We start from the raw sequence: 24,227 nt of genomic DNA, 5'->3' as shown, positions 1-24,227 counted from the left end.
TCCTCAAAATAATTTTAAACGCAAATTTATCCACCATGATTTATCAAAAAAAATGATGGTTTGCGTTCACAACACTATTCTATTAGTACTCTTATTGAAAAGTAACTGAGTAAACGATATAATTAGTGTCAAAAAATTACCTTTTTAGAGGAGAGGCTAGCACATGATTTATGAAATTGATTTGAAGAGTCCGATTTTTTTCCTGTGGGGTGGTCTCTTTACAAAAAATGAGGGCGATCCATGGAAACATAAACGGACGGAACATTCAGTAAACTTCGAAGCCATTATGCCAATTAAAAATGATTTAACATTAAATATCAACGGTGAAAATATTGTAATAAAAGAAAATCATTTCTATTTAGCGCCGCCTAATGCCACTATTAGCTCTAGTACGCCAACCAACGATGAATTAAGCTTTTACTGGTTTCACTTTATGGCTTCCTATCAGCTTATTTCTTCTGAAAACCAAACATTAATAGACGGGATCAACGATCTTTCAGCCTTAAAATCCCAAACCAGTTTAAATAATACAGTGATCTTGCCAACCAGTTTTCAGCTTGATCAACCGGAAAAAATCGCCGTACTCATCAATCAGCTGCTTAATAATGAAAAAATTTATCAATACACTCAAAGAGGCAATGATTTCTACTTAACGCTCTTACTAATTTCGATTAGTGATGATTTTTTAAAGCGGTTAGCAAGAAATTCAACAAACAAGGTGAAAAAGACAGCCTTAATCGCAGAATGGATTCGCGTCAATATTTCCAATGATTTAAGCTTAGCGACAATCGCCAATCACTTTGGAATAAATCCCAATTATCTTAGTCGAATCTTTAAACAGGAACAAGGTTTAGGAATCAAAGAATATATTCTAACCATCAAGCTGAACTATGCAAAAAGACTTTTGACGACGACAAACTTATCTATCAATGAAATTGCCGAACAAGCTTTTTTTTATGACGCAAAACATTTTATGCGTGTATTCAAACAAAAAAACAGTTTGACACCATCACAATATCGTGAAGAAAATTCCCAGACTACCCTTAATTCAAGTATGATGGACCCCTCTGCCCCGTTACCAAAACAGTTTGGCAATGACGCTTTGAAAAAAATGCTGTATGAGCTCGTGAAGGAAAATGATGATGATATAGTTTAGAATTCATTTTGTTTTCGATTGTAGAAAAATAAATAGCTAGCGTGGTCTCTCGATTAAGTAAAATTTACCTACGAGATAGTACACAAAAATTGATCCCAATCAAAAAAAGTAAGACGGTTGAAATAATCAACTTGTCTTACTTTTTTTGATTGCTGATAGAATAGCATCATTTGATGCAACCCAATTATAAATAGTACAACTTAATTTTAATATCCTGATCGTAATTTCCGAAACGTTTCCCATAAATCGTACAGCCACCTACATGCTCCGCCTCCGGCTTCACACTGACTTTCAATGTCCAAATATCATTTTGCGGATGGCGAAAATCATTGATCGTTACATTCGACAGCGGTTCACCTTCCATGTAAGTCCCGTGCTCCATGATACGAATCGTCTTTAGCTGTCCGTATTGATTCAAATTATCTGGATACCAGCTTGGATTATTCTTTCCTCGTATATCAGAAAAATCTCCCGGTGATGTCCAAGTCCCCAGCTCTAATCCATTCAAATAGAAGGTAATATCTGACGGCCAATTATTATTAGAGAAAGGAAACTCAGAGCCTAGCTCCATCGAAATTTCCATCATTTCCAGGGTGTTATCCGCCTCCAACAGATTAGGCGCCTGATACTCCATGAAGCCCTCAGTAAACCATAAAATCTGTGCATCCATTCGTTGTGGATCGGTAAAATATTTTGGGTGGTCATTAATTCCAATAAAGTCATGGGCAGTCGCCAAGCCACTTGGAGGCACGACTGAAAAATTGGTATAATGGCCGACCGGAATCTCAGTTTCTAGGGTGTTATAGGCGCTAAAAATACGTTCGGGAAAACGAATGTTAATGGTATCTATTTTTAAACTGCACACTTTAGAACGCCCTTGTTTTTCGGTTTTAATGATTCCAGCGTCTTCCAATTTTTTTACGTGCATCGTTGTGATTGCGCTACTCAACCCTATTTCCGTTGCCAATTCTTTAATATTCAACGTGTTTCGCGAAAGAAGCTGAATAATCTGAATACGCACCGAACTTGCCAGTGCTTCATAAACGGGTAATGCCTCATTATTTATATCTAATTGCATAATAGACTCCTTATCGTTAATGTACATATTAATTATACCGGTTACATTAGAAAAAACAACCATTTAACATTAACTATATTGTTAATCGTATCAAAATTATTCTAAAAAGTTAACAAATACCTTATTGACTTGTCCAAATATTCACGCTACTATGTGGATACAGTCTTGAAAAGCGCTTACTATAATAAATAATTGTTCTAGACGATTAACAAAAACATTAAGGGAGTTTTTACTTTGAAGAAAAAAAGTAATGAAATGATGGATGTTTCTAAGGATTTCTGGAGTTTCGCTGGCACGCACTTTTCTTATTTCTTTATTTGGGCAGTAATTTTTGGTTACATGACACTCTGGCTGCAACAGGTCGCTAAATTAAGCGGAGCGGAAGCCGGTGTGATCTTCTCGCTAATGGCTGGGATCTCACTTTTATTTCAACCATTCTTTGGTGTCATTTCTGACCGCTTAGGTTTAAAGAAAAACTTAATTGTACTCATTTCCTTTGCGGCTATTTTTATCGGTCCTTTCTTTCAATGGCTCTTTTTACCATTATTGAATGTAAACACTTACTTAGCAGTAGTTTTGACTGGCTTATATCTAAGTTTTGTTTTAAATGGCGGTGTTGGTGTGATCGAACAATACGTAGAACGGGCGAGTTGGTTGAATCATTTTGAATACGGTCACTCACGGATGGGTGGTTCTTTAGCGGGAGTCTGTGCGTCGTTGATTGCCGGACGCCTATTCATTTGGAACCCTAACGCGATCTTCTAGGCCTGTTCTATCTCTGCTATCGTTTTGACCATCTTGATCGTTTTCTTCGATAGAGTTGATACTGAGGATAAAGCACAGCTAGTAGAAAAAGAAACCAATTCTGATGAAGAAACAAAATTAGATAAAAAAACGATTTTTTCAATTTTTAAAATCAAGAATTTTTGGGCTTTGGCCGTCTTTTGTGTAGGTGCTGCAGCGGTCTTTGATGTTTTTGATCAACAATTTATCGTTTATTTTCGAAGCTTTTTCACTAGTGTAAATCAAGGAACGATCTTTTTCGGCTATATGACCTCAGCCCAAATTGGCTTGGAATTACTAATGATGATCCCAATGCCTTATATCGTTAATAAGCTTGGTGCCAAAAAAGGCCTGATTGCGTTCGGCTTTTTGACTTCAATCCGCATTTTAATGAGCGCTCTCGCACCAAACTATGCAATTTTGATGGGCTTTCGCTTATTGGCTGGCCTTGAGATGCCGCTATTATTAGTTTCTATCATGAAGTATGTGGCAAATACCTTTGATCGTAAAATATATGCGACCGTCTATATTTTAGCTTTTAGTTTCGCCAAACAAGTTTCGGTCTTTATCTTATCCACTGTAGCTGGTAGCTTATACGATAAAATCGGCTTCCAAAGTACTTATCTGTTTTTAGGAGCGCTTGTCTTTGCGGTAACGTTAATCGGAGTCTTCTTTTTGACCAATGATGCGCCGGAAAAAGCTCTTAAAGAGCAAGCTAGTCCTGTAAAATAAAAAAATCTTTCATTCATAAGGAGAAAAAAATCATGACAAACCAACTTTATAACAATCCTATCGTATTAGAACGCGCGGACCCATGGGTCTATAAACACACTGATGGCTATTACTATTTCATGGGCTCTGTCCCTGGGTATCAAACGATTGAATTGCGTCGTGCCAAAACGTTAAATGATCTTCAAACGGCCGAAAAAGTAACGATCTGGCATGCTCATGAAACAGGGAATTTAAGTGAGTTAATCTGGGCACCAGAAATTCATTTTATTGATAATAAGTGGTACGTGTACTTCGCGGCTAGTGACCACAGTGAGATTAGAGACCAGAGCCATCACCATCGGATGTTCGTCATCGAAAATAGCAATGACAATCCTTTAGAAGGTACTTGGGTAGAACGAGGACAAGTGAAAACTCAATTTGAAAGCTTTAGCTTAGACGCGACGACTTTTACTCATAATGGATGTCTTTACTATGTTTGGGCACAGCTAGATCCTAGAATCCCAGGAAATTCAAACCTCTATATTTCAGAAATGGAAAATCCGTGGACACTAAAAGGCAAACAAACCTTACTGACAATTCCAGAATATGATTGGGAAAAGATTGGTTTCTGGGTAAATGAAGGCCCCGCCGTCATCAAACGCAATGGGAAAATCTTTATTACTTACTCCGGCAGCGCAACAGATGAAAATTACGCGATGGGAATGCTTTGGGCTGATGCGAACAGTGATTTATTAAATGGTTTTTCTTGGCACAAGAACCCCACACCGGTCTTTACCAGCTCAGAAGAAAATAAGCAATTCGGTCCCGGCCATAATTCCTTCACGCGGAATGAAGACGACACCGAAGATGTTTTAATCTTCCATGCACGTCCCGAAAAGAATAAAGTCGGTGATCCGTTGGATAATCCCAATCGTCATGCCAATGCACAGATATTTGATTGGGATAAAAACGGTTTTCCTGATTTTGGAACACCGATGCCTTATCGAAACGTTACTCTGGTTTAAGTTAACTCATTACAGCTAAATTCAAACACAAACAAGGTCTGGAACAATTTCACGTTCCAGACCTTGTTTGTGGACTCCGTTACCAAGTTCGTAAGAAACCTTAGGTAATAATTCACTCCTGTTCTTTGCCTTCAGTAAAAAAACTTAGCTCTCCCCTCCCTAAGTACAAACTATTCCTTAGATACAACTTATCTACGACGAGCTAGCTTAGTCTTCGTGATAATTCTAAAACAAGTCAGGATAGCACCAGCAAAAAACGCTGAGCTATTCTGACTTTCACTAACCAATAAAACTAAGAGTATCTGTTAAGGATTAATCCTTAAGAAAATATTGCTGGATATCTTCTAATACTTTTTCTCCGTTTAGCGTTTCGTAATCTTCTTTTCTGATCATTTTGTAGGCAACGGCTTTGTAATTTAAAAAGTCTTTTAAACGATTTACTTCATATTCCGATTGCGGTCCAATCATCAAACCGTCAATTTTTTGATTTTGAATGGCTTGTTCCGCAACAATAGCCGGTGCTGAATACACATGGATCGGAATATTTTGCTGATCAGCGGCATTTTGGATATTTTTTACCAACAATCCAGAAGTGATTCCTGCTGTACAAATAAGTAAGATTCTTTTTTCATCTTGCGCCATTTTTCATTCAACCCTTCTAAGAAATTTTGCGTTTCTTATTATAAATATCAAGCACAACTGCTAACAACAAGATCAAGCCTTTGATCGCTTGCTGCCAATCGACACCGACGCCGAGAATAGACATGCCGTTGTTCAAGACCCCCATTACCAAACCACCGACGATGGCACCGGTAATCGTTCCAATCCCACCAGAAGTTGATGCACCCCCAAAATAGACCGACGCCATTGCATCAAGCTCTAATGACGTTCCGGCTTGAGGCGTTGCGGCATTTAACCGAGCTGCTAAGATTAACCCAGCTAGAGCTGCCATCACACCCATATTAACGAAAACCCAGAAAGTAATCTTCTTCGTTTTGATCCCAGAAAGTTGGGCTGCTTTTAAATTACCCCCGGTCGCATAAATTTGCCGACCTGCTACTGTACTATTCGTCAAGAAACCATAGACGCCAACGATTACACCTAAGATAATCAAAATAATTGGAAACCCTTGATAAGAGGCGAAAATATAGCTTAGACCTAAAACAATGACTATAGTCACTGCTGCTTTAAACATAAACGCATTCATTGAAGGTACTTCGAAAAGATTTTTTTTGCGTTTCTCTCTAGCTTTCCATTGGAAGAAAACTAGACCTAACGCCAACACAACTCCCAAAACTATTGTCAACAGATGCATCCCTGAAGAAGAAACTAATACTTCAGGCAGATAACCCGTGGAAATTTTTTGGAAGACGCGAGGAAACGGTGCTAACGATTGTCCTCCTAAAACAACTTGGGTCAAGCCACGAAACATCAGCAAACCGGCCAACGTCACAATAAATGCCGGAATACCAACATAAGCTACCCAAAAACCTTGCCATGCACCAATCAAGGCACCCATCAATAAACAAATCGGAACAGCTAACCATGGGCTCATGTGATTGTTTACCATCAACATACCGGCAATTGCGCCGACAAAAGCCATGACTGAGCCGACTGACAGATCAACAAATCCTAACAACACTACTAGCAACATCCCCGCCGCTAATACTAAAATATGACTGTTTTGCAATACAATATTTGTAATATTCAATGGCCGTAAGAAGATTCCACCGGTCATTAATTGAAAGGCAATCAACAACGCGATCAAAATGATCACCATACTGTACTTGCTAAAAATATCTAAAACTTTTTCTTTGATATTGATCGAATTCTTTTCTCTGCTTTCCTTTGAGGTATTTTCCATTAGGATACAGCCTCCTCTTCCATTGTCATTAAGTTCATTAGTGTTTCTTGATTGGCATCCGCATGCATGATCTCACCCGTCATTTTCCCTTCATTCATGGTATAGATCCGGTCACACATCCCAATGATCTCTGGTAATTCTGATGAAATGATACAAACACACTTTCCTTGTGCCGCCATTTCTTCGATAATTGTATAGATTTCATATTTCGCGCCCACATCGATTCCCCGTGTTGGTTCATCTAGAAATAAAACATCGGGCTCGGTCATTAACCATTTCGCTAACACGACCTTTTGCTGATTCCCGCCACTTAGACTACCAACATTTTGAAATACATTGTTTGCCTTCGTTCGCATTTTTTTGCGATACTCTTCTGCTTCAGTCACTTCTTTTTCTTTATCTAAGACACCACTTTTACTGATTTTATTTAAACTGGCGATCGTCGTATTTTCACGAATATCCATCAACAAATTCAACCCCAACGCTTTCCGATCTTCCGAAACATAAGCTAAACCGTGTTGAATTGCCTGGGAGACATCCTTGATCTGAATTTCCTTACCTTCCTTATAAATCTGCCCACTGATATTGGTTCCATAAGACTTTCCAAAGACACTCATGGCAAATTCTGTTCTGCCCGCTCCCATCAAGCCGGCAATGCCCACGATCTCACCGCGACGAATGTTAAAATTGATCTGATCATTCATCACACGTGACGTATCAATAGAATGATGGACCGTCCAGTCCTTGACTTCAAAGAAAACTTCCCCGATATTCGGATGACGGTCAGGATAACGATTGGTCAAATCACGACCTACCATTCCTTTAATGATCCGTTCCTCATTGATATCTTCGTTTTCTAGTGTCTCAATCGTCTGTCCATCTCGTAAAATCGTGATTCGATCAGCGACATCCACAATCTCATTTAACTTATGAGAAATTATGATTGAGGTGACACCTTGATTACTGAACTCTTTGATTAACTCTAAAAGATTTGCACTTTCTTCTTCGTTCAATGCAGCAGTTGGTTCATCCAAAATCAACAAGCGAACATTTTTCGAGAAAGCCTTCGCGATTTCTACCAATTGCTGATGTCCGACGCCAATCTGCGATACTTGAGTGTTGGGATCGATTTTCAAGCCCACTGTTTTTAATAAATTCTCCGTTTTACGTTCTGTCAAATTCCAATCAATAATACCGTGGTTGGTCTGTTCGTTGCCTAAAAAAATATTCTCTTTAATCGAAAGATAAGGACTCAACGCCAATTCTTGATGAATAATAACGATGCCTTTTTCTTCACTATCCCGTAATCCTTTAAAATGACAAACTTCATCGTCATAAACAATATCTCCTGCATATGTACCATAGGGATAAAGCCCACTTAGAACATTCATCAACGTTGATTTACCTGCGCCGTTTTCGCCACAAAGTGCATGAATCTCTCCTCGTTTAATTTGCAAATTTACATCATCTAAAGCGCGAACACCAGAGAATTCTTTAATAATATTTTTCATTTCTAAAATATTGTCAGCCACATTCATTCACTTCCTTACTAGAATGGATGAGAAAAGTATCAACGAATCGATACCTTTCTCTCTCCTCACTTAACTATTCATTCAAATCTTTTTCTGTGTAATATTTCGTATCAATCAATTCCTGTTTGTAATTTTCTTTATCGACTGAGACAGGTTTTGCTAAATAAGTTGGTACGATTTTTTCGCCATTGTCATAAGTTTCTTTGTCATTAACTGGTACTTTCTTGTCATCATGGATGGCTTCAATCATTTCTACGGTATTATCAGCTAATACACGTGTGTCTTTAAAGATCGTTTCAGTTTGATCGCCAGCAATAATTGATTTAACGCCAGCAACAGTCGCATCTTGTCCCGTAATAACCGGTAATGGTTTATCACTTGATCCATAGCCAACACCCTTCAATGAAGAAATGATTCCTAAGCTGATTGGGTCATAAGGTGATAAGACAGCGTCTAATTTTTTATCGGTATAATTCGCGCTCAATAGATTATCCATTCGAGATTGCGCCGTTGAACCATCCCAGCGTAACGTGGCTATCTGATTGAATTTCGTCTGACCAGATGGAACGTTCAACTGCTTGCTGTCAAAATAAGGTTTAAAGACAGACATTACCCCGTTATAATTAATTAAGGCATTATTATCATCTGGTGAGCCGCCAAACAATTCGATATTAAAAGGACCTTCACCATCCTTCAAACCTAACTTATCTTCAATATAGGAAGCTTGTAAGACACCAACACCAAAATTGTCAAAGGTCGCATAATAATCTACATATTTCGAATTCATCAATAAGCGATCATAAGCAATCACTTTAATATCTTGTTGGTGAGCTTTTTCTAGTACATCTGTCAAAGCTGAACCATCAATCGAAGCGATAACTAAAGTATCCACCCCTTTAGTAATCATATTTTCAATTTGCGCCACTTGGTTTTCTACCTTATCTTCACCATATTGCAAATCTGTTTTATATCCTTTTTTCTCTAATTGCTTCACAATATTATTTCCATCAGCGATCCAGCGCTCCGCTGACTTTGTCGGCATCGATACACCAACATATCCTTTGTCTCCTCCCGATGCACTGCCTTTCCCGCATGCTGCTAAAGTTGAAAGAGTTAACACGGCCATTCCTGCAACGACTAGTTTCTTGAATCCTAACTTCATGATTTTCCCTCCAAAACTTATTTGATAAGCCTAGTTTACATTTGTCAGATAGCGCTTACATTGAAATTATTTTTATCTTTCTTAGAATTAACGTTGAGATTTTAGTTATTTATTTAAGTTCTTGGATTTTTTTCGACATACCTTGGATTTTTTTCGGAATTGACATCCATGATAAAATTTAAGCTGGAAGCGCTATATAATAGAAGTAAAGAGGTGACCTTTTGAAAAAAAGAATTATTATTTTATTTGTAATCATTTGTTTTCTAACCGCTGGCTGTGGAAAATCCAATCCAGCGGAAAAGCAACAAGAACTCACGATTGGCTTTTCTCAGGCGGGAACCGAGAGCAATTGGCGCAAAGCACAAAATAAATCGATCAATCAGGAATTAAAGAAAAAAAATTATCAAGTAATGTATCGCAATAGCTTTTCTGATCCAAAACAGCAGATGCAGGATGTGATGACTTTCATCGCTTATCAAGTGGATCTGATCGTCCTCTCCCCAATCGAAGAAAATGGCTGGGAGTCAATCCTAGAGGAAGCTAAGCAAGCAAAGATCCCGGTAATTATCGTCGATCGAAACATCGCTACGAACAGAAAAGATCTTTATCTGACTCACATTGGTTCTAGCTTTAAAGCTCAAGGCGGACGTGCGGGGCTCTATGTAACAAACCATTACCAGAAAAAAGAACAAGATACAATCAACGTTTTTGAAATAAAAGGCTCTGAACATACCTCACCTACTCGTCTACGGCATGACGGTTTTGCGGAAACGGTTGGACGTGATCCAAGAATAAAAATCACGCAATCGATTACCGGAGATTTTATTCGTTTAAAGGCCAAAGAGGCGTTCTCTAAAGCGATTGATGAAGGACAGCTTAATGACATCGATGTCCTTTTTTCTCATAATGATGAAATGACCTTGGGAGCTTTAGATGCTCTGAAGGATCATCAAATCGAAAATAAATTCGTGATTGTCAGTATTGATGCCCAAAAAGAAATGATCGATCTATTAAAAAGTGGTCAAGTTAACTGCGTGGTGGAATGCAATCCTTTCATGGGAAATCTGGTAGCGACTACTGTCAAGCGCTATTTTGAAAAAGCGACAATCCCTGAAGATATTTACGTTTCCGATACCGTCTTTTCAGACCAAAATGACCTTGAAACTATCCCACCAAGAAATTATTAGGAGGAACCCATGAAAAAACAAGCAAGCATCAAGTCCCTCCTAAAACGCGTTAGTTGGCTGATGTTAGCCTTGGCAATTGTTCCGTTACTAATCAGTGTTTTGATTTATACACGCTATTTGTTTGCTTATGAAAAAAGCGTACAGAATATTTCGGAGGCCAATCAGATTGCTAAAAATGTCGAAGAAACGATTATGGAAGAAGCTTGGGGATTGACCTATGGACAAATTACTCCAAAGGAATATAAACAAAGTAACAATGTTCATAAAATTAAAAAGAAAATTAGTAGAATCAAACAAAATACCCAGAATGCTCAAGAACGAGCCACACTCAATATCGTACTGCGCTCACTTGATAATGTGGATGGCTATTTAGCTAAGATCATGGTGAATATCGAAAATAATGCGCCCTTCGATGAGAATCAAGCGTTAATGACTCATGTCCAATCCGCCACCAAGCTCGTACATGAAATCCTTTTAGATTTTGTGAATGTTGAAATCGAATCTGCCGCGAACAATAGCAGAGAAGTTCGACAAGCAATCATCGTTTTGTCTGTCATAGAGGTATTCATAATTGGTATCGTCATCTGGTTTACTCGGAATACCAATCAGCGGATGACTTCTCAGATTCAGGAACCGATGGAAGAACTGATTCAAATGGCGGATGCTCTTTCTGAGGGAAAGCTCAACTATCGAATCAAACAGCTGCCAGATAATGAGTTGCGAAAACTCACGAAAAGTATCAATGAGATGGCGGATAATTTGGTCGTTCTTTTAGAAGAAAATGCCTTAAAACAATACACCTTGGCACAAAGTGAAGTTCGGGTATTGCAAGCTCAGATCACACCTCATTTTATCTACAATAGCCTCGATGCGATTTTAGTCTTGGCAGAACTAGGAGACGTCGAAAAAGTCAAAGAAATGACCTACGCCCTTTCTGATTTTTTCCGGATCTCATTGAGTCAAGGTCAAGATTGGGTTCCAGTAGAAAAAGAAATAAAACACATAACAGATTACTTAGTCATTTTACAAATTCGCTACGGAGATGCTCTCACCTACTCGATTGAGATCGAACAGAAGATAGAAAAGTTTTATATGTTAAAAATGATTTTGCAACCAATTATTGAAAACGCCATTTATCATGGCACAAAATTAGTTAGACGAGAAGGCAAGATTATTCTACAAGCGTACTTAGATGAAGAAGATTACCTTCACTTCTTCGTGATCGATAATGGAAAAGGCATCTTACCCGACAAATTAGCAGAAATAAATGCCGAGTTGAAAGACGGACTAGACACCGATTTTCATGAAGGCTACGGCCTATTCAATGTGAACAAACGACTTCTGCTTTATTACGGTAAAAAAGCTAAGATTGAGATTACCAGCATTCCTGAAATAGGAACAACCGTCCATATTATTATTCCAACCACTTTAGAAGGGAACCCCGAATATGTATAAAGTTTTTATTGTTGAAGACGAACACTTGATTCGTGAATCATTGAAGCGAAATCTTCTCCAATTAACCAAGCAGCTACCTTTAGAATTAGCTGGTGAAGCTAGTGACGGTGAAGTTGCTCTAGCGATGATCTTAAAAGAACAACCAGATATTTTACTGACAGATATTCGCATGCCCTTCATGAATGGAATCGAACTTTCGCAAGAAGTCAAAAAAGTTCTTCCGGATATTCAAATCATTTTTATCAGTGGTTTTGATGAATTTGACTATGCGAAAGCAGCCATCCATCTGCAAGTAGCTGAATATTTGTTAAAACCAATCAAATTTAATGAACTGGAAGATAGTTTAAAAAATGTGATTAGCAAGCTAGAACTGAAGAATCAGCCCACCTTTGATGACTCCTATTCATTAGATGTACAAAAAAATCTATTTTTAAATACTTTATTTGAAAATCAAATTGCTACCGCCGAAGCGATTGAAGAGGCCCGACGTTTGAACCGTCAGATCGCCGGTAAACAGTTTATCGTCATGTTGATCGCTAATCATGAAAATAAAAATTTTGCTGATTATAAACGTTTCCGAGACAAGCTGGCAGACAGCTTCCAACAAGATGCAGCAATTCTTTTTTCTTGCCTCTCGTCACGGTTCATCAAATTATTACTTTTTGAATCAAGTCCACAGGATCTATTAAAAAAAGCAGATCAAACAGCGACTGACTTGTACTCGATTCTGACAACGAAGGAATCGAAGCTGGTGATTGCTATTGGACATCCGGTGGAACGGATCAGTGATATTCAAAAAAGTTATGTCACTGCGAATAATATGTTGGAGTATTCCAACATTCAAACAGAGCATCCAATCTTGCACTACCAAAACTTTGATCAACAATTCGCTGAATTTGAACAAACTTTTAAGTTGCGGGAAAAGATCGAACACCTATCTAAAACAAAAATCTCCAAATTCACGGAAGGATTAATTGAACAAACTGAAAAAAGTGATAGCCCTTTGCTCTATCGCCTACTTCTAATCAATGAACTAAACCAATTGGCTCAGGAAAAGAATCAACATACTCAAACCAAGTTCAATCTTGCTACGCCGGCAAATATTCCTGCGATTATTTCCGATCTAGCCTTATCACGCAATTATTTTTATCAATTACTGACGTTTTTGAAAGAAACTGTGATCAATGAAACAATGATACAATACCGTGAATTATTGGAGGAATCCCTTAACTTTATCCAGCAACACTACGCAAATGCCGAGTTATCATTAAGCGAAGTGGCCGCCCATGTAAACCTCAGTAATTCTCATTTTAGTACGATCTTTTCACAAGCCTTTGGAAAAACCTTTATTGAATATCTAACAGAACAGCGGTTGCGAGAAGCAAAGCGCTTGCTGAAAGAGACTGACTGGAAGCTATCAGCGATTGCAGCTGAAATTGGTTATAACGATCCTAATTATTTCAGTTATATATTTAAACGTAAGGAAACGATCGCACCAAAAGAATACCGTAAAATCCACAAAAACTGATTTCTACCTTAAAAAACCAACAAGCAGCACTCGCAAACTATCTAGCGGGTGCTGCTTGTTGGTTTATACTTGATCTATTGCTGGTTGATCCAGACTTCCATGTTTTCTGATGTTCGATTGGCCCAAGCGTAATAAGGGATCAGCTTGACTTGTGTCTCTTTGAACTGGGGCGTGCGATATTCTTGATACAGTGCGTCTGTATGTGCTGTTTCAGGAAGCTGAGCATCTGCATAGATCGCACCGACTCCGCCTAACAAATCAGCTTCAAATGCATAGCGGAATTGCCCTTCTTTCGTTAAGGTATATTTCCAGATATCCGTCGTTTGATCGGTTTCTTCTACACAATACACCAGTGGCCCTCGTTGAATTGCGACTTTGCCGAAATTATAAACGACTTTTTCGTTGGCTTGGTATTTTTTGACTGACATATCTAAAGTTAGTTGTAGTGTCGTTGTTCCTGTTGGAATCTCTAGATAAACAAAGCCGTCGATTACTTGCAGTCTTTTTTCCACACCATCGATTAGCAGCTGGGCTTTTTTCTGAGACCATTCTGGAATTCGGATACCGATTTGTTGCGCTTCGGCGGAATTATTTTCAATGGTGTAAGAAACCATTCCTTCCCACGGGTAATTGCTTGTTTGCTGGATCGTGATACCATTTTCAAAGGTCGCCATATTTGAAATAAACTGATGTGAAAGAATCGTTTCGTCCTTCACTGTATAAATATAACGATCAACAGAGGCGATCAAACGGGCGACGTTACTTGGGCAGCAGGCGCAGCCAAACCATTCCGCTCGTTTATTCAGCACATGTTCACGACTAGGGTTATGACTTGAAATTTTTTGGTCCGCTTGCAAAGGGTTCACATAGAAAAAGTGAGTCCCATCTAGTGAAATACCGCTGATAATGCCGTTAAACAATTCTTTTTCCAGCACATCACCGTACTCTCCTTTTGTTTCAAGCTTCAGCATCTCTTGAGCGAAGAAGGCCATTCCAACTGAGGCGCATGTTTCACCGTACATCGTGTCATTGGGCAGATCGTAATTGCCGGTGAAGGCTTCGCCAATATTGGTCGAACCGATTCCACCAGTGATATACATTTTCTGTTTGACGATATTATTCCAAAAGCGTTGGCAGGTTGCTAATAAGCTTTTGTCTCCCGTCAATCGCGCTACTTGCGCCATGCCGGTACATAGATAGACAACGCGAACCGCATGGCCTTCGGCTGTCGCTTGCTCCCGCACCGGTTCAGCTGCTTGATAATACGAAAGTGGAAAATTCCGCATGCCATCGATCAAATCACGTTCAAAGCCGTCCTTTTGAATTTGTCGATCGAAGAAGTCATCCTGTCCCCGTTCATTAATAAAGAATTCTGCTAACGTCAAATACGCCTGCTTCTCCGTCACTTCATATAGACGCGCTAATGCCAATTCGATCTCAGGATGGCCGTCATAGCCGGGGATTTGATCGGCTCCAGGTCCGAAATGTTCCACTAAACAATCCGCCATTTTGATCGCGATGCTCAAGGCTTTTTGATTTTGTGTAACGTCATAATAAGCTACCGCTGCTTCCATATAGTGCCCCATCGTATACAGCTCGTGGGATTGCTTCAAACGGGCAAATTTCCGTTCAGGTGCTTCGATCTGAAAGAACGTCACGAGATAGCCGTCTTCTTCCTGCGCTTCTTCAATCAAATCAATCAAGCGATCCGTGATTGTCTGCAGTTCTTCATTTGGCTGATAACGTAATGAATACGCCGCCGCTTCTAGCCATTTGTACACATCCGTATCTTGGAAGGTATAGCCATTATGCCTCCCTTTTTTGAGTCCTGCGGCGATCTCAAGGTTTTGAATTGCGTGACTGTGCTCCTGATGTTCATCATTGCCTCCCGGCTCATGAGTGATATTGATATCCGCCGAATCATTCATCACTTCCCATTGGTAAGGCAAAACTTCGTCTACGATCAACTCACGATATTGTTTCCAAAACGGAGAAGTGATCTCAATCTTTTTTAAGCGATTTTTTTCTCTAGTAATCATGTCATCCATCCTTTCCAGCATTTTTGCTTGTATAAAAAATATAATCCTTCCAGACCGTTTTGTAAGCGTATACTTCAGTAGAAAAAGTGGATTTTATCGGTATAACTTTCTTTTATTGGAGATTTCCGTAAAAAAAGTAGACTTAGACGAAAAATACGAATATTGACCGTTTTTTTCGTTATAATTAAGAGAAGAACCAGGCTTTTTAAGAAATGGAGGAGGAGAATATGACGGTATTAGCAATTGATCTGAAACAGCCGATTCTCTATTACAAGTCCGGTGAGTTCTCTGCTGAGGCTGGCTGGAAGCACAAAAAGATGTTCCACGATGAAGACTTTGAGATTATTTTTTGTTTGGAAAATCAATTATCCCTGCTAATCGACGGTCAACCTATCCATTTGAAATGTAACGATTGCCTCATCCTTCCTCCGGAAACACTGATTGAAGGCGCACAGCTTTCTACCTCTCCTGTCCGTTTTTATTGGCTACATTTTTATGGAAAGTGGCAGACGATTGATCCCGAATCTGCCCAACTAAAAGCATTGAAAAAGGCCTTTGTGCAACACGAAGAAATGAACGACAGCAGTCTATGCCTCCTGCCTCGTCTCTTTGCTATTAAAGAACCAAACTTTTTTATCGTTTTAATCAATCAACTCTTGAATGTTACCAACAGTCATTATTACAGCAGTAAAATGGCCGATACGCTGACTCAAGCCATTCTGATTGAATTGTGCAATCAATATTTGACCTCGACCACTCATTCTGAAGAGCACGATTCGAAAATTCAGCAAATCGCTGATTGGATTCGGGCCAATATGAGTGCGGAGCTGACGATCCAAGAAATCTCAGACCATTTTGAAGTCTCACAGGATTACCTTTCACGGCAATTCAAAAAAGAATTTGGCCAGAACTTGCGGGATTATCTGATTAATTTAAAAATATCAGTCGCAAAAGTCCTCTTGATTCAAACAACTTTGCCGATTAAAGTCATTTCTGAGCTGGCCTATTACGTCGATGAAAAATACTTTACGCGAATGTTTAAGAAGCGAACGGGACTCACACCTAGCCGCTATCGTAAAGCTTACTCCGGGACACATCAAAATAATCCCTATATTGATCCAAAACTGCCGATCCCCCAAAGCGTCGAAAAACTATTACAGCCAAAGCCAAACAAGAGGCCATGATCTTAGGAACGCCAGATATTCACGAATAGAGGGAGCTGGGACATTCATTTGTCTCAGCTCCTATTCCCATATAAACGGTGTGACAGAAGTAGCTTCTTCGAAAATAAGCCGAACACTTCTTTCCCACCCTCTTTTTTTACCCTTTTCTCTAAAAGACGGAAATGGACACTTTTACTACGTTTTTAACCGTTTTTTTCTTTATTGTAACCACTTACAATACAAACATAGATATCTATGAACACAAACCGGATGTCCATTCAAGCTTTCCCAACTGGGCTGAAAAAAACTGCAGATAACCTTCAGTGCTGAACCACACTAGTGGAATGTTCGCGAGCTTGAGCATCTAAAAAAGGAGTAAGTGAAATGAAAGAAATCGTGGCAACCTCTAAAAAGAGCAACCCTTTGGTGAAAAAACTAGCCTACGCCAGTACAGATGGCGCTGGAAACTTGTTGTTTTGTATTATCAGCAGCTATATTCTTTATTTTTATACCGATGTTTATGGATTGAGTGTTGGAGCAGCGGGGCTATTATTGTTAATCGCAAGGATCGTGGACTCATTCGACGCGCCATTTTGGGGTTCGATCGTTGACCACACGAAAAGTAAGTACGGACAAAGTCGGCCGTGGTTTTTATGGCTGGCGATTCCTTTCGCCGTCGCGACTTTCCTAGCCTTTTCCACCCCTAATTTGTCTGGGACTGCCAAAGTCGTTTACGCCGGCATCACATATGTCGTGGCGGGAACCATTTACAGCGGGATCGCAACACCGATCACAGCGATCTTACCAAATCTAACGAATAACCCTGACGAACGAATTCATCTGAATACCTTCCGCATGGTAGGCGGAAATGTCGGCAACTTTGCGGCCGTCACCTTCGCGTTACCGTTAGTTGCTTTGTTTGGCGGTGGCAATGATCAAAAAGGCTTTAGTTTGATGGTGGGCTTTTTCGGGATCATCGCTGTTGCGCTATTATTCTTCGCCTTCTTTAATTTAGAAGAAATCAATACGAAAAAAGCGGTTAGTATTCCCTTCAAAGATAGTTTGAAAGCGGTTAAAGGGAACTGGCCATGGGTCTTATTAGTATTAGCAAATCTAGCTTTCTGGATGGCCTTAACCGTTAGAACCTCTGCCCTGCTGTATTATTTTGAATACAATCTAGGCAGCAAGGAGCTTGTCCCATTAATCAATGGAATCTCGATCATCCAAGTCGCGGGTATGATGTCGATCCCATTGATCTCTAAACGCTTAAAGAAAACCGGTACGATGCTGTTTGGTTTAGGCTTGGCTGTACTTGGTCAGCTCTTGCTATTTTTCGCCGGTTCGTCGATGGTCTTTCTAATTATTTCTTGGGCGATCGCTTGTATTGGTTCAGGGATCGCTTGCTCAATGCCCTTTGCAATGCTTTCTGATGCCGTCGACTTTGGCGAATGGAAAAGCGGGATTCGTTCTAGCGGCTTCCTATCCGCGATGGGCAGCTCCTTTTGTATTAAAGTCGGCGCGGGCTTAGGCAGTTATTTTCTTTCTATTATTATGGCAAGAACGGACTATGTCGCCAATCACGTACAATCTAGCCAAGCACTGGCTGGTATCCAATTCGTTTTCTTAGGCTTACCAGCGATCTTGTTTATCCTATCTGCTTTACCCATGTTCCGTTACTATAAATATGAAAAACAAGAAGAGCAAATTCGTGCGGACCTAGTGGCCACACGAGAGCAAGCAAATTAGCACAACCTAAAAAGAACCGGTAAGTCTGTGATTCAGACTTGCCAGTTCTTTTTTCTATGAAAATTTGAAATCAGTTTGATAACGAGCCTGTTCCCCCGCTCTTAACACAGGTGAATCAAAGTGCGTCTCGTTGATTGCATTAGGAAAATATTGTGTTTCCAAGCATAGTCCCGCTCTAGCCTGATAGCGAACGCCGGCTTTCCCTAATTCATTTTCCACAAAGTTCCCAGAATAGAATTGGATTCCCGGCAAGTTCGTCGCGACTTCCATTGAAATACCACTGATATCGCCAACCAATCTCCCGATTTTTTCGAATGCTCCAATCGGTTTGGCTAAAACAAAATTATGATCATAGCCGCCAGTAAAGTGAAGCTGTTCGTCTGCTGCTTCGATATCCGTGGCAATCGTCTTAGCTTTCGTAAAATCAAAAGGAGTATCAGTGACACTCACGTAATCCCCAGTTGGAATCGAATGACGATCTTTCACCGGTGTATATTTCGCCGCCTTCATCTGCAACGAATGATTTACAATCGTTCCGCTGGCATGACCGTTAAGATTAAAGTAGCTGTGATTCGTCGGATTGAATATTGTTGTAGCATCAGACAAACCAGAATAGGCGATACTTACCGTGCCATCTGACTTTAATTGATAAGTCGTTTGGCAATCAAGGGCTCCAGGGAACCCTTGATCACCTGCTGGACTCATCAATCGGAACGTAATTCTATTCGCTTTTTCATCGATTTCTTGGACGTCCCACAGACGCAGCTGAAAACCAGCCGGTCCGCTATGAAGGTTGTTTTCGCCTTCGTTTTGGTTTAACTGATAAACTTGTCCGGCTAATTCAAAGGACGCACCCGCAACTCGATTCGCATTGCGTAAAATACTTGCACCAAAAAAAGTCTTTGTATTGTTTAAATACTGCTGAAGCTGATCGTATCCTAAAACAACATCTTGCAGCTGATTATTTTTGTCTGGCACCCAGAGATTGATTAATGTCGCGCCCAGATTGCTGACTGTCATTTTCAGGCCTTGTTCGTTTTCAAAATCAAAAAGATAGGCTTTCCGACCATTTGGCAGTATGCCAAATTCTCTTTTGTTCATGTGATTCCCTCAACTTTCAGAAGCTTAACTGAACCGGCAAACTTTCCGTTGCAATTCTGTCCATTTCCAGTTCTCTACTTCAGGAATATCGCGCCCTTCTGTCCGAATAAAATCATGGTGCTTCGCTAACGTTTGATCCATTTCTTCTGCGAACTCAGCAGCTTGTTCGTCATAAACCGCAAGCGCCGCTTCTTGTGCTAAATGGAAGCGATCCAATTCGCTAAAGACCCGCATATCAAATGGGGTTGTGATATCGCCATTTTCACGGTAGCCGTGGATCATCAAGTTATGGTTGTGACGTTTGAAGAAGATATCGCGAACCATGCCTTCATAGCCGTGGAAAGCAAAGACGATTGGTTTGTCAGCCGTAAAGATCGCGTCAAATTCTGCATCAGTCAGTCCCCGTGGATCAATCTCTGGATGACGCAATTTTAAAATATCTACTACGTTGACAAAGCGAATCTTCAAATCAGGGAATTGTCTATTTAAGATAGATACAGCCGCTAATGCTTCTAAATTGGGCTCCGTTCCTGCCGCCGCAATCACTAAGTCTGGCTCCGTACTATTATCGGTGCTGGCCCAATCAATGACTTTCAAGCCTTTTTCAACGAGCTCTTCAGCTTCATCCGCTGAATAAAACTGCGGGCGCGGGTGCTTACTTGAGACGATCAAATTGATAACTTGCTTGTCTTGCATCGCTTTGTCCATAACCGCCATCAAACTGTTGGCATCCGCCGGTAAATATTCCCGAATAAATTCTGGCTTTTTCTCCGCTAAATGGGTCAACACGCCTGGATCTTGGTGCGTATACCCATTATGGTCTTGTTGGAAAACCGTTGAGGTCGCGATCAAGTTCAAAGCTGGATATTCCTTATGCCAAGCATGAGCGCTGGCTTTACGCATCCATTTGAAGTGTTGTGTCAGCATTGAATCCACGACCCGCAAGAATGATTCGTAGCTGGCGAAGAAGCCGTGGCGCCCAGTCAACACATAACCTTCTAAGAAGCCTTCTGCTTGGTGTTCTGATAATTGACCATCAATCACACGCCCAACCGAAGATTGCCATTCATCCGTACTGTTTTTCGGTTCCATCCATTGGCGATCCGTTACTTCAAAGACTTTATTCAGACGATTTGATTTGGTTTCATCTGGTCCAAAAATCCGGAAGTTGGTCGGGTTTTCTGTAATCATATCGCGGGCTTGTTGACCAAAAACGATCATGTCTTGTGCCATTACTGCCCCTGGTGTCGTTGTGTCGATAGCATATTGTTTCCAATTTGGCATCTTCATTGGCTTAGGATCGATCCCGCCGTTGGTGATTGGATTGGTTGACATCCGGCGATCCCCTTTTGGCGAGATTGCTTTTAATTCTTCAATGATTTTGCCGTTTTCATCGAATAATTCTTCTGGACGGTAAGATTTCAACCATTCCGCTAACTTATCCGCATGCTCCATATCCTCAGAGCCAACGGGGATTGGTACTTGGTGAGCCCGGAAGGTTCCTTCAAGTTGTTCACCATCCCAAGTTTGCGGACCGGTCCAGCCTTTTGGTGTACGATAAAGAATCACTGGCCAATGAGGCATTTCAGCATCTTCAGCTTTGCCCTTGCGCGCTTCTGTTTGGATTGCTTTAATTTCTTCAACGACTGCATCAAGGGTTTCCGACATGATCGGATGAACTTTTTCTGGATCGTTGCCTTCTACAAAGTAGGGCTTCCAGCCTAGACCTTCAAAATATTTTTTCAACTCTTCATCACTTTTACGTGATAGAATCGTTGGGTTTGAAATTTTACCACCGTTTAAATATACGATTGGTAAAACCGCTCCATCATTCACCGGATTAATAAACACATTTGAGAACCAGCCGCCAGCTAAAGGTCCGGTTTCCGCTTCACCATCGCCGACCACTGTCGCCGCGATGACTTCGGGATTATCTAAGATCGCTCCTGTCGCGTGTGACAAAGCATAGCCTAATTCTCCGCCTTCATGAATCGAACCGGGGGTTTCTGGTGCCGCGTGAGAAGCGATTCCACCTGGGAATGAGAACATTTTGCATAATTGTTTAAGTCCCGATTCATCTTCAGTGATCTCAGGATAAATCTCTGTATAGCTGCCGTCTATATAGGAATTTGAAACCATTACCTGACCGCCATGCCCCGGCCCTTCAATATAAAACATATTTAAGTCATACTTATTAATGACCCGATTCAAGTGAGCATATAAAAAATTTTGTCCCGCGATGGTTCCCCAGTGCCCGATTGGATGTGTCTTCACGTCTTCTTTTTCAAGCGGCTTTCTTAATAGTGGATTATCCTTCAAATACATTTGCGCAACTGAGATATAGTTGGCTGCCCGCCACCAAGCGTCGACTTTAGCTAAGTAATCCTTTGAATCAAATTTGGTTATCATTTTAAAACTCCTCATTTTTTATTTTAAGAGCCAAGCTCTTGTTAACAGTTCTTTTTACCTTTATCAACTTAAGAAAAATTGGTTTGGATCGCTCCAAACCAATATTCTTTTACTTGATTGTTACAAATTCCAAATCAACAAGTTTTGCCCACGTAATGATTTGTTCTGTTGTCAGGTTCAATGATACCACCGTATGATGCCCACCGCCTGTGCGAATCCAAGCACCTACACCATCATGGAAGTTCGGTTTGACTTTCCAAAGAACGCGTGCAACTGGCAAGTTTGGTGCTTCTTCTGTAGGTTCAAAAGCTTCGACTTCGTTGATTAATAATTTATAGTGAGTCCCAAAGTCTGCCATTGATACGACGACACCATCGCCAGCTTTACCATCAAAGACCAAACGTGCTGGGTCTTCACGATCACCCATTGATAGCGGTGAAACCACGATTTTTGGTTTGTTGACCGCTAAAGTTGGATCAACCTCCATCATATGGGATTGTAAAATAGCTTCCTTACCAGCCGCTAATTCATAGGTGTAGTCTTCCATGAAGCCAGTGTTTTGATTGTGAGCCATGACTTTCATTAGGCGGTCTAAGGCCGCTGTTTTCCAGTCACCTTCCCCAGCAAAGCCATAACCTTCCGCCATTAAACGTTGAACTGCTAATCCCGGCAGTTGTTGCATACCGTATAAGTCTTCAAAATTTGAAGTGAAGGCGTTGTAATTTCCTGCTTCTAAGAAACGACGGATTCCAATTTCTTGTTTAGCTTGGACTTTCACGTGCGCTTCCCACGTTTCGTGATCATAATCGCCATAATCAAAGTCATACGATTCTTTGTATTCAGCAAATAATGCGTCAACTTCCTCGTCTTTTACCGCATCTACGTATTGAACTAAATCACCGATGCCGAAATAATCAACGACCCAACCAAATTGGATTTGTGCTTCAACTTTGTCTCCTTCAGTTACGGCAACATTTCGCATATTATCGCCGAAACGTGCAACTTTGATATTAAAGCTTTCGTTAAATGCAACCGCCACGTCCATCCAGTCAGCAATTTGTTTTTGAACACTTTCGGTTTGCCAGTAACCTACTACGATTTGATTTTCTTTTTTCAAGCGAGCGTTGATAAAACCATATTCACGATCTCCATGAGCTGATTGGTTTAAGTTCATAAAATCCATATCAATCGTTTCCCAAGGAATACTTTCGTTAAATTGAGTGGCTAAGTGTAACAAAGGTTTTTGCAATAACTTCGTACCGCGAATCCACATTTTTGCTGGTGAGAAAGTGTGCATCCAAGTGATTACTCCTGCTACTTCATCGCGATAGTTAACTTCTTTCATAGTATTGGTGATCGTGTCAGCAGTCACTGCTAATTCTTTTAACACGATCGGATAGCGCATTTTGCCGCTGTCATTTAGGCCTTTAACAATCGCTTCAGCATCTTCTCGTACATTTTTTAAGGCTTCTTCTCCATATAAATGCTGTGAACCTACGACAAACCAAAATTCTTTTTTACTAATTTCTAACATCTTACTCGCTCCTTATCCGTTTTAAGTTTGAGAAACTCTATTATTTTTCTTGCCCATAATAGGCATTTTTTCCATGTTTTCTTAAATAATGCTTATCTAAAATACGTTGTGGCAATTCCTCCGCAAAGCTGTTTAACTGACGAGCAAACAAATTCATCTTCGCCACTTCATCTAACACGACGGCATTCATGACCGCACTTTTCGCATCCTTGCCCCAAGTAAAAGGTCCATGTCCATGCAGCAATACGCCAGGCACTTCCATAATCCCTAACTCTCTTTCTTTAAAGGTCTCGATAATGACATTTCCTGTTTCGTGCTCATAACCATCATCAATTTCCTTTTGAGTTAAAAAGCGCGCGCAAGGAACTGTTCCGTAAAAAGTATCCGCATGAGTCGTGCCCATCGCTGGCAGATCAAGTCCTGCCTGCGCCCAAATAGTTGCCCATGTTGAATGAGTATGACAAATGCCACCGATTTCAGGAAACGCTTTGTACAAAACGGCGTGAGTCGGTGTATCCGATGAAGGATTCATCTCTCCCTCGATAACCTTGTTATCCAAGTCCACCACGACCATATCCGACGCTTGCATTTCTTCATAGCTGACACCGCTTGGCTTAATGACAAAATAGCCCGTTTCTGGATCAAGGGCACTAACATTTCCCCAAGTGTATTTAATCAAGCCCTGTTTCGGTAATTCCAAGTTCGCTTGGAATACTTCTTCTTTCAATTGTTCTAACATGTAAGAATCGCTCCT

17 protein-coding genes and 1 pseudogene are annotated in these 24,227 nt (G+C 40.4%); 8 read left to right on the top strand and 10 right to left on the bottom strand.

Annotated features, from left to right (window positions below; genetic code table 11):
* Window positions 1–163 precede the first annotated feature (163 nt).
* Complete coding sequence (locus IGI54_RS12350; protein ID WP_430621795.1) at window positions 164–1,156, top strand: helix-turn-helix transcriptional regulator; 993 nt, start codon at window positions 164–166, stop codon at window positions 1,154–1,156.
* Window positions 1,157–1,340: 184 nt separating this feature from the next.
* Here IGI54_RS12350 and IGI54_RS12345 read toward each other — a convergent pair whose 3' ends face one another.
* Window positions 1,341–2,234, bottom strand: coding sequence for an ArsR/SmtB family transcription factor (locus IGI54_RS12345; RefSeq protein WP_430621794.1), 894 nt, complete (start codon window positions 2,232–2,234; stop codon window positions 1,341–1,343).
* Between the two features lie 255 nt (window positions 2,235–2,489).
* On the opposite strand from IGI54_RS12345, the pseudogene IGI54_RS12340 reads away from it, so the two are divergent.
* Both IGI54_RS12340 and IGI54_RS12335 read left to right on the top strand, forming a co-directional pair.
* A pseudogene (locus tag IGI54_RS12340) lies at window positions 2,490–3,749 on the top strand (oligosaccharide MFS transporter).
* 32 nt (window positions 3,750–3,781) lie between these two features.
* On the top strand, window positions 3,782–4,753 hold the full coding sequence (locus IGI54_RS12335; RefSeq protein WP_430621793.1) for a glycoside hydrolase family 43 protein: 972 nt from the start codon (window positions 3,782–3,784) through the stop codon (window positions 4,751–4,753).
* A 312-nt stretch (window positions 4,754–5,065) separates the two neighbouring features.
* Here IGI54_RS12335 and IGI54_RS12330 read toward each other — a convergent pair whose 3' ends face one another.
* From IGI54_RS12330 to chvE, 4 genes are all read right to left on the bottom strand, one after another.
* The gene (locus tag IGI54_RS12330) at window positions 5,066–5,395 is read right to left on the bottom strand and encodes a PTS sugar transporter subunit IIB (RefSeq protein ID WP_430621792.1); all 330 of its coding nucleotides are present in this window, start codon (window positions 5,393–5,395) and stop codon (window positions 5,066–5,068) included.
* Window positions 5,396–5,411: 16 nt separating this feature from the next.
* Complete coding sequence (mmsB, locus tag IGI54_RS12325) at window positions 5,412–6,617, bottom strand: multiple monosaccharide ABC transporter permease (protein WP_216430239.1); 1,206 nt, start codon at window positions 6,615–6,617, stop codon at window positions 5,412–5,414.
* On the bottom strand, window positions 6,617–8,149 hold the full coding sequence (mmsA, locus tag IGI54_RS12320) for a multiple monosaccharide ABC transporter ATP-binding protein (protein WP_216430241.1): 1,533 nt from the start codon (window positions 8,147–8,149) through the stop codon (window positions 6,617–6,619). Before mmsA ends, mmsB begins: the two co-directional genes overlap by 1 nt.
* Window positions 8,150–8,222: 73 nt before the next feature.
* Entirely contained in the window at window positions 8,223–9,311 is a 1,089-nt protein-coding gene (gene chvE, locus IGI54_RS12315; RefSeq protein WP_216430243.1) for a multiple monosaccharide ABC transporter substrate-binding protein, read from the bottom strand.
* Window positions 9,312–9,532: 221 nt separating this feature from the next.
* On the opposite strand from chvE, the gene IGI54_RS12310 reads away from it, so the two are divergent.
* From IGI54_RS12310 to IGI54_RS12300, 3 genes are read left to right on the top strand one after another with little or no spacing between them, the layout of a single operon-like run.
* Window positions 9,533–10,498: an ABC transporter substrate-binding protein gene (locus IGI54_RS12310; RefSeq protein ID WP_430621791.1), complete on the top strand. Its 966-nt coding sequence runs from the start codon at window positions 9,533–9,535 to the stop codon at window positions 10,496–10,498.
* 9 nt (window positions 10,499–10,507) lie between these two features.
* Window positions 10,508–11,953: a sensor histidine kinase gene (locus IGI54_RS12305; RefSeq protein WP_430621790.1), complete on the top strand. Its 1,446-nt coding sequence runs from the start codon at window positions 10,508–10,510 to the stop codon at window positions 11,951–11,953.
* On the top strand, window positions 11,946–13,481 hold the full coding sequence (locus IGI54_RS12300) for a response regulator (RefSeq protein WP_430621789.1): 1,536 nt from the start codon (window positions 11,946–11,948) through the stop codon (window positions 13,479–13,481). Before IGI54_RS12305 ends, IGI54_RS12300 begins: the two co-directional genes overlap by 8 nt.
* Window positions 13,482–13,555: 74 nt before the next feature.
* On the opposite strand, the gene IGI54_RS12295 is transcribed toward IGI54_RS12300, so the two are convergent.
* A complete protein-coding gene (locus IGI54_RS12295; protein ID WP_430621788.1) occupies window positions 13,556–15,520 on the bottom strand; it encodes a glycoside hydrolase family 127 protein in 1,965 nt (654 codons plus the stop codon).
* Between the two features lie 227 nt (window positions 15,521–15,747).
* On the opposite strand from IGI54_RS12295, the gene IGI54_RS12290 reads away from it, so the two are divergent.
* Window positions 15,748–16,704 carry a helix-turn-helix domain-containing protein gene (locus IGI54_RS12290; RefSeq protein ID WP_430621787.1) on the top strand — a complete coding sequence of 319 codons (957 nt, stop codon included), beginning with the start codon at window positions 15,748–15,750 and terminating at the stop codon, window positions 16,702–16,704.
* 363 nt (window positions 16,705–17,067) lie between these two features.
* Window positions 17,068–18,429 carry a glycoside-pentoside-hexuronide (GPH):cation symporter gene (locus IGI54_RS12285; protein WP_430621786.1) on the top strand — a complete coding sequence of 454 codons (1,362 nt, stop codon included), beginning with the start codon at window positions 17,068–17,070 and terminating at the stop codon, window positions 18,427–18,429.
* Between the two features lie 54 nt (window positions 18,430–18,483).
* On the opposite strand, the gene IGI54_RS12280 is transcribed toward IGI54_RS12285, so the two are convergent.
* The 4 genes from IGI54_RS12280 to IGI54_RS12265 form a co-directional block, all read right to left on the bottom strand.
* Entirely contained in the window at window positions 18,484–19,530 is a 1,047-nt protein-coding gene (locus IGI54_RS12280; protein WP_430621785.1) for an aldose epimerase family protein, read from the bottom strand.
* A gap of 24 nt (window positions 19,531–19,554) precedes the next feature.
* Window positions 19,555–21,939: a phosphoketolase family protein gene (locus tag IGI54_RS12275; protein WP_430621784.1), complete on the bottom strand. Its 2,385-nt coding sequence runs from the start codon at window positions 21,937–21,939 to the stop codon at window positions 19,555–19,557.
* A 109-nt stretch (window positions 21,940–22,048) separates the two neighbouring features.
* Window positions 22,049–23,473, bottom strand: coding sequence for an L-arabinose isomerase (araA, locus tag IGI54_RS12270; RefSeq protein WP_430621783.1), 1,425 nt, complete (start codon window positions 23,471–23,473; stop codon window positions 22,049–22,051).
* A 40-nt stretch (window positions 23,474–23,513) separates the two neighbouring features.
* Window positions 23,514–24,212, bottom strand: coding sequence for an L-ribulose-5-phosphate 4-epimerase (locus IGI54_RS12265; protein WP_430621782.1), 699 nt, complete (start codon window positions 24,210–24,212; stop codon window positions 23,514–23,516).
* Window positions 24,213–24,227 lie beyond the last annotated feature (15 nt).

Source organism: Enterococcus sp. DIV0800 (assembly GCF_050559735.1).
Classification (GTDB): Bacteria; Bacillota; Bacilli; order Lactobacillales; family Enterococcaceae; genus Enterococcus_A; species Enterococcus_A devriesei.
Note: the sequence above shows the minus strand (reverse complement) of the source record. Positions and strands in the feature narration are given on the sequence as shown.